The sequence below is a fragment of the Pedobacter sp. 22226 genome, from assembly GCF_052045455.1.
Lineage (GTDB): Bacteria > Bacteroidota > Bacteroidia > Sphingobacteriales > Sphingobacteriaceae > Pedobacter > Pedobacter jeongneungensis.
The window spans coordinates 40,250-53,404 of record NZ_JBQEPB010000004.1 but is presented as its reverse complement, the minus strand read 5'-3'; the positions used below and the strand labels follow the sequence as shown (position 1 = coordinate 53,404).

Here is a 13,155-nt window from a genome sequence, read left to right as displayed (position 1 = left end):
ATGAAATTTAGATATAAGCACCCCGTTTTAATCGGTTTAGCCATCGTTACCCTGAGTGCCTGCGTAACTAAAAAATACGAACGCCCCCAGGTAACAAGCGAAGGTTTATACCGCGATAATAATACAACGGATACCAATACGATAGCAAATGTACAATGGAAAACCTTGTTTTCTGATACCACTTTGCAATCGTTGATCCAGCAAGGGATAAATGAAAATTTAGACCTGAAACAGGCAATTGAGCGGATTAAAATTGCAGAAGCTACTTTAATACAGAGCCGTGGTGCGTTGTTACCCAGCTTACAGGCCGATGTTAACGTAACCGATAATAAGGCATCTGCTGCTGCACAGAATTTTCCGGCAGGGATTAACATTAATTTAGAAACCCAAACCTATAAAGCACAGCTGAGCACCAGCTGGGAAGCTGATATCTGGGGAAAATTAACCAGCGCAAAACGCAGCGCCTATGCTACTTTATTGCAAAGTGATGCTGCAAAAAGAGCTGTACAAACCCAACTGATTGCCACCATTGCCAATAATTATTATACTTTACTGGCACTTGATAAACAACTGGCCATTACCGAGGAAACCATTAAGGTGCGTACAAAGGATGTGGAAACCATGCGTGAGTTAAAACAGGGAGCGGTAGTAAATGGAGCAGCAGTTGTACAAAGTGAAGCCAATTTATACGCAGCACAAGTAACCTTACCTGATTTAAAAAGAAGCATTAAAGAAGCCGAAAATGCATTAAGCGTATTGGTTGCAAAAGCACCGAATGCGATTAACCGCACCACGCTGGATCAGCAAACACCATATGCTAATTTACAAACCGGGGTTTCTGCACAATTGTTGCAAAACCGTCCGGATGTTATAGCTGCAGAATTTGGTTTCAGGGCTGCTTTCGAAAACACCAATGTAGCCAAAGCTTATTTTTACCCGGCTTTAACCATTACCGCAGCAGGTGGTTTATCGAGTTTGCAATTAAGCGATTTCTTCAGCAAATCGATCTTCTATAATTTAGTAGGCGGTTTAACCCAGCCTATTTTTGCAAAAGGTGCCAATAAAGCACGTTTAAAAACAGCAGAAGCCAATCAGCAGATTGCTTTTTATAATTTCCAGCAAACACTTTTAACCGGTGGACAGGAAGTATCAAATGCTTTATATGCTTATCAAACGGCTGCAGAAAAGGAAGAAACAAGAACAAAACAAATTGCCTCGTTAACCAAAGCAGTTGATTTTACGAAAGAATTATTACGTTACAGCTCTGCAACAAACTATACTGATGTGTTAACTTCAGAGCAAAGTTTGCTAAGCGCGCAATTAAGCGGGATTAACGATAGATTACAGAAACTGCAATCGGTAGTGAACCTGTACCGTGCATTAGGCGGCGGCTGGAAATAAACAATAATTAACAAGCACATTTAAAGGCATCCTGATTTTTCAGGATGCCTTTTTTGGTAGGGATCTAAAATGAGAATGATCACCATTTGGGTGTAATTATTTTTTGCCACGGAAACATAGATTAACACAGAGATTTTTTTGTCATCCTGAGCGCAGCGAAGGATCTTTAAAACGAGATTTATCACCCTGAGGAGTAATTTATTGTATAAAATCAGAATAAATGACAGATGTATAAGAAGCTAAATCCCTTCAAAGTATCGTCATTTCGACTGAAGCTCACCGATTTTTCATCGGTAGCGCAATGGAGAAATCTTTAACTTTAATAACTTGATGAACAGATCTCTCTCCGCCTATTCAGAGGACATTCGTTATTTTTGGCCACGGAAACACAGATGAACACGGAGATTTTTTTGTCATCCTGAGCATAGCGAAGAATCTTTAAAACGAGATTTATCATCCTGAGGGGTAATTTATTGTATAAAATCAGAATAAATGACAGATGTATAAGAAGCTAAATCTCTTGAAAGTATCGTCATTTCGACTGAAGCTCACCGATTTTTTATCGGTAGCGCAATGGAGAAATCTTTAAATTAACTTCAATAACTTGATGAACAGATCTCTCCCCGCCTATTCAGAGGACATTCGTTATTTTTGGCCACGGAAACACAGATGAACACTGAGAACATTTTTTTGTCATCCTGAGCGCAGCGAAGGATCTTTAAAACAAGATTTATCATCCTGAGGGGTAATCTATTATATAAAATCAGAATAAATGACAGATGTATAAGAAGCTAAATCCCTTCAAAGTATCGTCATTTCGACTGAAGCACACCGATTTTTCATCGGTAGCGCAATGGAGAAATCTTTAACTTTAATAACTTGATGAACAGATCTCCCCCCGCCTATTCAGTGGAGATTCGTTATTTTTGGCCACGGAAACACAGATAAACACGGAGAACATTTTTTTGTCATCCTGAGCGCAGCGAAGGATCTTTAAAATGCGAAAATCTCTCTATTTAACGTATCCATTCAAAAGTTTCAATGAAACCTTCCTGCCATGCGCAGCACCAAATCATTGTGACAATGAAACCTTCCCGCAATGCGCAGCACCAAATCATTGGAAATAGCAGTAATCATGTAATTTCACCTGTAATATGAAGCAGAAAGGCAGATTCAATAAATAGCTGATGTTATAAATTTACAACAACCCAAAACCTTATTTATCAGCGGTTATCATTTTAAATCTGCAGGTAAACTTTAATTTACATTTCCAGCAATGAATAAAAAAAGATTTTAACTAAAACCCTAGCCACTAAACTTTTATTTGTATTTTGGCTGCACCAAACAATTTTATGCGTCTCTCAAAACTTTTAGCCCTGTTTGCGGGCTTATTTTTCTTTAATAATATCTACGCTCAAACTTATGTGGTTACCAGCAATGCCGATAGTGGCCCTGGAACATTGAGAGAAGGTTTAACACAGGCAGCTGCCGTAAATAGAACGACTACTTTTACCATCAATTTTAATTTACCCGGCAGCCCCGGCGATAATGCCAACCGCACCATCAGGCTACGTTCTGCTTTACCTGTAGTATCATCTAATGTAATTATCGATGGCACCTCACAAGCCGCCTGGCCTGCACTCGGCGTTTCGGGAGCGAAAGTTATCCTGGAGCCAGAATATACCAACACAACCTTTTCGGGCCTGGTTATCGGCCAGTATGCCACAACACTGGTCCAAACAACTGGTGTAGAAATTTATGGTCTGTACATCCGTAATTTCGCAACCATTACCAACCTTCAAAACGTAAATATGGGGCAGGGATCGGGTATTGTGCTAGATTACCGTGCAAATAATATCACCATCGGGGCACCCGGAAAAGGAAACGTAATCGGCGGCAATATCAATGGTATTGTTGTTCAGAACAGTTCTTTTTTCAGTACGGCGGTAAATACCAAAATAAAGATCCAATCCAATTTAATCGGGGTAATTTATGATGGTATTACACCTAACACCAACGTAACGGGTATTTCGGCCAGTCTTTACGATTGCGGACTGGATGTTGGTGGCGACAATGCCGGCGAAGGAAACGTAATTGCTGCTAACCGCATTAACGTTGATATTACCCGTTCCTCTTACTCCACCACTGCAAGATTCGATATTAATGTAATCAATAACAAAATCGGTGTAGATTATACCGGCAAAAAGGATTTCCACGAATTACCAATCTTCCTTTCTTCATCCTCTTTAGAAATTGCAGGTTTAAAGGTTAACGCGGTAAATACTGCACTTTACGTGCGCAATAACATTATCGGCGGGAACAGGACAACTGGCGTCTCAATCACCAATTCTGATTTCATTTTAACGGGTAACGCAATTGGTACCGATGCTGCCGGAGCTGTGGTAATGGGTAATGGGATAGGCATAAAAATAGAATCAGGCGCAGGCGGCACCATCGGAGGAGCAACTCCAGCCGAAGCCAATTTAATTGCCAACAATAATTTCGGGGTTGAAACGGTGTCGTCAAGGCCGGTAAAAATTACCAGGAACAGTTTCTTTTGCAACAGAACATTTGGGATCGGAAAAACCTTAACCATTCTTCAACCGTATATTCAGGTCCTTAAAAAAAGAAGTGATTATGTTTCGGGGCGGGCCACACCAAACTCCGAAGTCGAATTATTTTATACCGTAAACTGTCAGGGTATTTGCGAAGGCAAAACCTATATTGCCACCGTGCAGGCAGGTAGCGATGGCAGATGGGAATATAACGGCAGCCTTTCCGGAATGGTAACTGCAACCGCCAGTTTATTAAATGCAACTACCTCCCCTTTTTCTACCGCAGAGTTATTGCCAAACGAAGCCATTATAGAACCCGTAACCTGTAGCGCCAACGGATCAATCACCATCCCTGAGCCCCGTGAAGGTTTTACCTTTAGCTGGGTAAAAATAGAAACTGATGGTAGCCGTGTACCTAAAGGGAATACGCAAAGCATTACCAATTTAGAAGTTGGTACTTACGAAGTAACTGTTGATGATGGATGTAAAGCTTTTCCAACGGTATTTATCATCAAGGATCAAAAGTTAACCAAACCAACTATCCTGCCTGTTAATCCTGTTTGCGGACAACTTTCTTTTACCTATACCGCAGAGGTTTTAAGAGGTAAGGGGGTATTGAAATACAAGTGGACCAATACCGCAACGAATACCGTAGTGAGTAATGCCAACCCTGCCAATTTACCAGAGGGCACTTATTTTGTAACCGTATCGGATGAAGCAAACTGTTCGCTTGATTCTGATCCGATTACAATTAAAAGGAAACCACAGATCATTATTACCAGTACAATTTCCCCCAAACATGCCACTTGCGGGAGCCAGAATGGTGCAATTACCGGCTTAAAAATTACTGATTTTACTGGCAAGGTAACCTATAAATGGTATGCTGGAATAGATCAGACCAAATTCACCCCAGATAATGTCATTTCTTCTGATCTTGACTTAATAAATGTAGAAGGCGGAGCTTACACCCTTGTTGCTTCCGATGAAGGACAATGCGGGGCCAGATCAGCTAATTTCTTTATCCCTACCGACAATACCATCCAGATCAGCGATGCCTCAATCAGAAAAAACGAAACCTGTAATAACAGCAATGGAGCTATTGGAGGGATTACCCTTACTGATGCAGATGGTTATGAGTGGATCGGGCCAGATGGAATTACCATTAAAAAAGGCACTTACTCTGCCGGCACATCCTTATTAATTGAAAACCTGAAAGCCGGTTCTTACAGGCTTTGGGCCAGCAACAGTAAATCTACCTGTCCACGGGTTCCAAGAGATTTCGTAATCACTGCAACACCGCTTCCGGTTTATAACTTTTCACACCGCGAATCGCCAACAACCTGTGGGCTGATTAATGGAACCATCGACCTGGATTTTAGTTCTGCACTTCCATCCAGATACGAATGGAAAGATCAGGCAGGCAACATCGTTTTAAGTACCAGAACAACTACTTCTATTTCACTTAAAAATTTACCCGGGGGCGTTTACACCATGTATGCCTACGATGTTAATGGCTGCCCGCCCATTATTATAGGCCCTTATACCATAGAGGTTACACCACTCCTTACCATCGTACCAAAAACCGGAACACCTGTTAAAGATGGTTGTACCCTGCAGAGAGGTTCGGTTACCGGAGTTGAAGTAATTGGCGGTGTACCGGGTTATACTTTTAAATGGATAAACGAGGCTGGCAAAGCCGTTCAGTTTACACAGGATTTAACCAAAGTTGGCGCAGGAACCTATCGTTTAGAAGTGAAAGACAAAACGGCCTGCGGTTACGCCATCAGCGAGCCATTTACCATTGTTGATGAGCCCTTTAAAATATTAACTCCGGTTATTAACGATCTCCGCGTTTGTTATGTTTCAGATATTGTATTACCTGTAATCGCTCCTGAAGAAGGAACTTATCAGTTATTCGAAAAAACAGACGATACCAAACCTTTTTTAGAAAGTACAGCAGGCATCTTTAAATTTAAAGTAGCCAAAACAGCCGATTATTTTGTGCGCAGAAAACTAGGTTCCTGTACCAGCGAATTTGCAAAAGTACATGTAGAAGTAACGCACGATAACTTAGAAATCACCAACACCATGACGCCGAACGGCGATGGCATGAACGATGTATGGCAGGTGCGCGGATTGCCCGATTTTAAAGGAACCAACATTAAAGTTTATACCCGGGGTGGTCAGCTGGTGTACGAATCTATCGGCAATTACAACAAACCGTTTGATGGCCGTTTCAGGGATAAGGAATTACCTGCAGGCGTATATTATTATGTAATCGATTTGCGGGCCGAATGTAAACCATTAGGCGGAAGCATTACGCTTTTACGTTAAAACTGCCGGCTTGGGCAGGCTACCTGATAACGGTTGTTTAATAAAATACCCAGTACAATTTCGTGCGTGCCATTATTTACCGAGCGTAAACCTGAAGTATTTACATCATAAGAATAACTCAGGTTTACCAGCGAGGCCACATTAAAGCCTGCCAAAAGCGAAAAAGAATCATTGTTTCGGAAACTGCTGCCTACCCAGAATTTATCTTTATAGGCGAATTTCAGGTTGGCATCAAATGCGGCAGGGGCGTTGGCCCAATAGGTAATCAATGCCGATGGAATCATTGCAATATCCTCATCCAGGAATATTTTGTAACCGGCAGTACCATAAAAAGTAGCGGCCTGGTAAGCATCAATTTTGATTTTATTGCCTACAACACTGCTTTTATTGCCAATAAGCTGTTTAGCCGAAATACCTGCAAAAAACCTCGGACTGTACAACCAAACACCAGCGCCAACATCAGGCCTGATTTTATTGTTATAATCAGCAGAGAACAAGGGATCGCCGGATTCATCAGCAACAATGCCACGCACATCAACATTGATCGATTTAAACCCTCCGGATAAACCTAACGATAAATTAATTTCGTTGGTAAGGCCAAGGTGATAAGCATAAGTTACGCTCACGTTGGTTTGTCTGATCAAGCCTGCTTTATCTGTCATCGCTACCAAACCAATGCCATGGTGCGGCTCAGCAGCTGTGTAGTTATTTACATAACTCCTGCTCATGGGGTTTTCTCCGTTACCCGCAAAAGAATTTACATTGCTGCGCACAAAGTCTTCACCTATGGCGGTGCTTAAAGACAGGTATTGTGTACTTGGCGAACCCTCTAAACCGGTCCATTGCTTGCGCAAACCAATTTTTAAATCAGTATAGTTATCAATACCCGATAAAGCCGGGTTTAATAGAATGTTATTGAAAATATATTGGGTGCTTCTCGGAATTTCCTGCCCGTAGCCAGAAAAAAACAAACAAGTGAACACAGAGAGCGTGTAAAAAAATTTCATTTTAAGCGATGGTGATGCGTTAATTAACTGATAATAAAAGCTTATCAATCCTGCTGCTAAGATAATAAGTTGTTATCAATTATAAAGTATTAATATTTGCATCCCGGGCGGGGCATTTTACCCTCCTGATTAACAGCTGCCGGTTAAACTATTGCCTTTCAGCTTTATTTTTATTACGCATAAAATTTCTCTATATTTTTTCTCCCAAAAACGGCCAGTTCTTTTGATGTAATCCCAAAATATTGTAAGTTTAAAGTTTTTTAAGCGCTTAGCTTACAAAAATTTTAAATCCATCAATGTTACGTGTCGATAGTTCTAAAGCCTGTAAAGTGGTGTACTCTTTGTGCAAACATGAGTACCTTGGCTATTTAATTGAACCTCACGTTGTTCAGCTAAATCCTCAGGGCGATTTTTCTTTTACCTACCAGCGGATTTTTACCCATACCGCAGAAGAATTTAATGCCTGCCTGAGTGAAATCGATTATAAGCTGATCAAGATTTTAGACGACATTGAGCAGGACTCGCTGATTAAAAAGTATTATAAAAAATTAATCAGGCCAACCGAGTTTTTCACCAAGGTTTTCGACGATAAGTTTTACGAAAACGTGCGCCCGAAAATTGAAAAGAAACTCGCCGAAGCCTTAGAAATTTTAAAGGTTAAAAACGAGCTCTATGTAATGGATAAAGATGGCTGGCCTGTAGAGCGTAAAATCGAACTTGCAGATGAACCTGCCTCTATCCTCTTCCATTTCAGGAGGAATGAAACCGAAACCCGTTATTTCCCGACCATTAAATACCAGAACCTGCGCATTGAGTTTATGTTTAAAGAAGCGCAGATTATCAGTAACAAACCTGCCTGGTTATTACTGAACGATGTATTGTACTTTTTTGATCAGGATATTGAGGGCAAAAAACTCCAGCCTTTTCTAAACAAACGTTTTATTGCCATCCCCAAAACTACCGAAGCCACTTATTTCGAAAAATTTGTTGCGCCACTGATCGAAAAACACCATGTGTATGCAGAGGGTTTCGAAATCAGAACCGAACAGTTTGAGGCAACACCGGTAATTAAGGTTTTATATGTAGATGGCGGTTTATCGCAGATCCAGTTATATTTTAAGTATGGCGAATATACTTTTCCGGTCGAAAATGCGCATAAAGTAACCGTACGTTTAGAAAAAACGGCCGATAATTATATTTTCCACCGGATAAAACGTTCGGCCGAATGGGAGAAAAAGCAGTTTAACCTGTTGCTTTCATTAGGACTTAAAAAAACAAGTTCTTTGTTCAGCAACCTCGAAGTAGGTGCTGCAGATGAAAACCCAAGTTATGCTGCCATTAACTGGGTAAATGAGCATATTGAGCTATTAGAGGCAGCAGGTTTTGAAATTGAACAGGCCACCGGACAGAAAAAATTTGTGTTAGGTGCCAGTAAAATCGATCTTGAAGTTAAAGAAGGAAACGATTGGTTCGATATTCATGCTGTAGTATGGTTTGGCAAATACCAGATTCCATTTCTGTCCTTAAAACAGCATATTTTACATAAAAAGCGTGAGTTTTTATTGCCAGATGGCGAAGTGGCCATTATCCCCGATAAATGGTTTACCCAATATGGCAGTCTTTTCAGTTTGGCAGAAGCCGGGCAAACGCTTAAATTAAAGAAACACCACATCGGTTTAATTAACGATCTGGCCGAAGATAGTTTGGCAAATGTTACGCTAGAACGTAAGCTTCAGCGCTTATCAGATTTTGAAGACATTGCCGATACGCAGATGCCCGTGCATTTTAAAGGCAGTTTACGCGATTATCAAAAAGCGGGCTATAATTGGTTTAGCTTTTTACGCGAATATAATTTTGGTGGTTGTTTAGCCGATGATATGGGGTTGGGTAAAACCATCCAGACTTTGGCCATGCTGCAAAAAGTGAAGGAAGATGATCAATTGTTGGGCACACAAACCACATCGCTGATCATCATGCCTACCTCGTTAATATATAACTGGTTAACAGAAGCGAAAAAGTTTACACCAAAGCTTAAAATTTTGGCGCACACTGGTACTAACCGGAATAAGGATGTGGCCAATTTTGTCAATTACGACATCATTATTACCACTTATGGCGTAACCAGGGTAGATGTAGACGAACTGAAAAATTTCTATTTCAACTATATCATTCTCGACGAAAGTCAGAACATTAAAAACCCGGCATCTAAATCTTTTAAAGCCGTTAGAAGCTTAAAATCGAAACACAAACTGATTCTGAGCGGTACACCGGTAGAAAATTCAGTGAGCGATTTATGGTCGCAGTTAACTTTCTTAAACCCGGGTTTATTGGGTACGCAGGCATTTTTCTACGAAGAATATGTGCAGGCAATCGAAAAGAAAAAGGACGAAGAAAAAGCGCGAAAACTGCAATCGATTATCAAACCATTTGTACTTCGCAGAACGAAAGAGCAGGTGGCCGCAGAGTTACCACCCAAAACGGAGCAGGTAATTTATTGCGACATGAGTGAAGACCAGGCCGCTTATTACGAAAAGACAAAATCTGCCTACCGTAACGACCTGCTGCAGAGCATGGATGATGGCACTTTTGCGCAAAAACAGGTTCAGCTTTTACAGGGATTAACCGCTTTGCGCCAGCTGGCTAATCATCCCGTAATGATCGATGGCGAATATATTTCTGATTCCGGCAAATTTGAAAACGTAATCCATACCCTGGATAACGTGCTTAAAGGCGGACATAAGGTTCTGGTATTTTCTCAGTTTGTAAAACACCTCGATATCTTTAAAAAACATTTTGAAGCCGAAAATATTCCTTTCGCTTATTTAGACGGTGCCACCCGCAACCGTGGCGAAATTGTTTCCGAATTTCAGCAGAATACCGATTTAAAGGTTTTCCTGATCTCCATAAAAGCCGGTGGTGTGGGCTTAAACTTAACACAGGCCGATTATGTTTTTATCCTCGACCCCTGGTGGAACCCGGCTGTAGAGCAGCAAGCCATCGACAGGACACACCGTATTGGCCAGGATAAAAAAGTTTTCATCTATAAATTCATTGCAAAGGACACCGTTGAAGAGAAAATCCTTGCATTGCAGAATCGTAAAAAATCACTCGCTAACTCATTGATCACCACAGAAGAAAGCTTCTTTAAATCGTTGAGTAAAGAGGATATCAGGGATATATTGAATTAGGTACTAAAATTTAGACACAGATCTTTCTGTTTATCTCTTTTGCACTAAAATCACAAATTCTTTTAATGCCTAAAAGCCAATTTTATTATTTTTTGCCACGGAGGCACTGAAAACACGGAGTAGGTTTCGCGGCTTCATGCTATTTTGCTATATTAGTGTATAACATCCCAAGTTAATTGAATTAAAATTATGTTAAATACTTGGTATGGACATTCTACAATCAGACTTTCCTCTAAAAAACGAAACAAATCTCATTATTAATGCAGCCATTGAAATTCATAATCATTTAGGCTGTGGTTTTTTAGAAATTGTATATAAAGATGCATTTTGCATTGAATTAGAAAGCAGGGGGTATTTTTATGAAAGAGAAAAACTATATCAACTTTATTATAAGGATATTTTGTTGCCACACAGTTTTTATGCCGATTTTATTATTTTCGATTCGGTTATATTAGAAATTAAAGCCAAAAGCGCAATTTCAAGTGCAGACATCGCACAAACACTAAACTACCTCCGATGTTCTGGTTGCAAAGTCGGTCTTATTTTAAATTTTGGAAAGCAAAGCCTTGAAATTAAACGTGTGGTTTTATAAATAGCTCAATCTCCGTGTAAATCCGTGAATCCGTGGCCAAAAACAAAAATGAATCTGTGTTTTCGCGATAAACTCTATTTTAATTTTCTTTTCAAAACTCATTCCCTCCTAACTTGTTATACAATAGAACATAAATTCTACCATCATGACAAATCAAGATTTTAATACCGCAGTAAATAACGTAAAAGAAGCCTGGAAGTACCCTGAATTATTCGAAAATGTTTCAAAATCCGAGCGTTGGTTATCAGGAGCGGCAGGTACCTATTTATTATTTAAAGGCATTACCAGTATATTTTCACACCCGGTAATCGGTTTAACCGGTGCAGCTATAGGTGCAGGTTTATTATACCGCGGCATTACAGGTTACTGCCCGTTGCGCGATTTAGCCGAGCAACGCAAAGAAGATATTGCCCCTGATGAAGTGATTATAAGTGAAACCTACGTTGTTGACGATTTGGGGTAAAATTTTAAATACTAAATTTCCATTTCTTAATAAACTGGTTAACTTTAAAAAGTTAAACCACAATTATGAACAAGTACACACTATTATTTATTCCTGTTTTATTTGCAGGGCAAGCTATGGCACAAGATAAAAAACCAGATCCTGCCAAAGACCCCAAAACAACCGAGGTTTGGTCGCCTGTACCTAAAATTGTTACCCCTGGCAAACTGCCTCAGGATGCACCTTCTGATGCAATTGTCCTTTTTAACGGCCGCAATTTAGATGCCTGGCACTCTGTTAAAGATCCGTCTAAGCCAGCTGCCTGGACAATAGACGATGGATTTTTCACCGTAAAAAAAGGCACTGGAAATATCGAAACCAATAAAAAATTTACCGATTACCAATTGCATATGGAATGGAAAATTCCTGAAAATATTTCTGGCGAAGGTCAGGCACGAGGTAACAGTGGCGTATTTTTAGCTTCAACCGGCGGTGGTGATGATGGTTACGAAATCCAGATTATGGATGCTTATAACAACAAAACCTATGTTAACGGACAAACCGGAAGTGTTTACAAACAAGCCATTCCATTAGCCAATGCCAACAAAAAACCAGGCGAATGGCAGTATTACGATATCATCTGGAATGCGCCACGCTTTAACGAAGATGGAACAGTACAAAAACCGGCAAGCGTTACCTTGTTTCTAAATGGAGTGCTTTTACAAAATGGTTATGTTTTAAAAGGCGAAACCCGTTATATTGGTGCCCCTGAATACAAAAAGCATGGTCCGGCTTCAATTAAATTACAAGATCACGGCGACCCAAGTCCGGCCATTAGCTTTAGAAATATCTGGGTAAGAGAATTATAATTTCAACAAAACAACAATAAGGAACCTGCAGGCCAAAAGCTTGCAGGTTTTGTTTTATAACATAATTTGACTGATAATTGTAAACAGATTATTTAAGGTCGGATTTTTTATGAACAAAGGCAGGTTAGAAGCATTTAGCGATGGTGTTATTGCAATCATCATTACCATTATGGTTTTAGAGATTAAAGTTCCCGAACATGGCGAAACTTTGGCAACCTTAAAACCACTGATCCCTAAATTTATTAGCTATATCCTCAGTTTCATTTATGTAGGCATCTACTGGAACAATCATCATCATTTATTGCACGCAGTGAAAAAGGTAAACGGATCGATGCTTTGGGCCAACCTAAATTTTCTGTTCTGGCTTTCTTTATTTCCGGTTGCTGCCGGGTGGATGGGCGAGCATCATTTTGCTTTATGGCCGGTTATTATTTACGGCGCGGTACTCCTTCTTGCGGCAATTTCTTATACTTTACTCGTTATCGTAATTAAAAGAACCGAAGGGCAGCATTCGTTAGTGGTACATGCAATCGGTAACGATGCCAAAGGAAAATTCTCACTACTCTTCTATATTGCTGGCATCGGCTTAAGTTTTATCAATCCATGGATCGGTGTTGCACTTTATTTCCTGGTGGCCTGCATCTGGTTTATTCCTGACAGAAGAATAGAAAACGCTATGCGCGAGCAAGGTTTAATTGATGATAGTAAGTGAGAAATAATTCTTTGCGTTTTATTTGAAAATAAACATGCAGTAATACTTCTGAGAA

At 40.1% G+C, this 13,155-nt stretch carries 8 protein-coding genes; 7 read left to right on the top strand and 1 reads right to left on the bottom strand.

Annotation, left to right across the window (positions count from 1 at the left end):
* Positions 1-1,401, top strand: coding sequence for an efflux transporter outer membrane subunit (locus ACTJKC_RS09760; protein ID WP_344852240.1), 1,401 nt, complete (start codon positions 1-3; stop codon positions 1,399-1,401).
* A gap of 1,352 nt (positions 1,402-2,753) precedes the next feature.
* A complete protein-coding gene (locus tag ACTJKC_RS09755; protein WP_440791480.1) occupies positions 2,754-6,290 on the top strand; it encodes a gliding motility-associated C-terminal domain-containing protein in 3,537 nt (1,178 codons plus the stop codon).
* On the opposite strand, the gene ACTJKC_RS09750 is transcribed toward ACTJKC_RS09755, so the two are convergent.
* Positions 6,287-7,297, bottom strand: coding sequence for a PorP/SprF family type IX secretion system membrane protein (locus ACTJKC_RS09750; protein ID WP_344852242.1), 1,011 nt, complete (start codon positions 7,295-7,297; stop codon positions 6,287-6,289). The genes ACTJKC_RS09755 and ACTJKC_RS09750 overlap by 4 nt on opposite strands.
* A 296-nt stretch (positions 7,298-7,593) precedes the next feature.
* Here ACTJKC_RS09750 and ACTJKC_RS09745 point away from each other — a divergent pair, with 296 nt between their 5' ends.
* From ACTJKC_RS09745 to ACTJKC_RS09725, 5 genes are all read left to right on the top strand, one after another.
* Positions 7,594-10,485 carry a DEAD/DEAH box helicase gene (locus tag ACTJKC_RS09745; RefSeq protein WP_440791477.1) on the top strand — a complete coding sequence of 964 codons (2,892 nt, stop codon included), beginning with the start codon at positions 7,594-7,596 and terminating at the stop codon, positions 10,483-10,485.
* A gap of 205 nt (positions 10,486-10,690) precedes the next feature.
* Positions 10,691-11,077: a GxxExxY protein gene (locus ACTJKC_RS09740; RefSeq protein ID WP_440791475.1), complete on the top strand. Its 387-nt coding sequence runs from the start codon at positions 10,691-10,693 to the stop codon at positions 11,075-11,077.
* Between the two features lie 145 nt (positions 11,078-11,222).
* A complete protein-coding gene (locus tag ACTJKC_RS09735; RefSeq protein ID WP_025143335.1) occupies positions 11,223-11,540 on the top strand; it encodes a YgaP family membrane protein in 318 nt (105 codons plus the stop codon).
* A 65-nt stretch (positions 11,541-11,605) separates the two neighbouring features.
* A complete protein-coding gene (locus tag ACTJKC_RS09730; RefSeq protein WP_293310408.1) occupies positions 11,606-12,388 on the top strand; it encodes a 3-keto-disaccharide hydrolase in 783 nt (260 codons plus the stop codon).
* Between the two features lie 109 nt (positions 12,389-12,497).
* Positions 12,498-13,100 carry a TMEM175 family protein gene (locus ACTJKC_RS09725; RefSeq protein WP_344852246.1) on the top strand — a complete coding sequence of 201 codons (603 nt, stop codon included), beginning with the start codon at positions 12,498-12,500 and terminating at the stop codon, positions 13,098-13,100.
* The last annotated feature ends 55 nt before the right edge of the window (positions 13,101-13,155 follow it).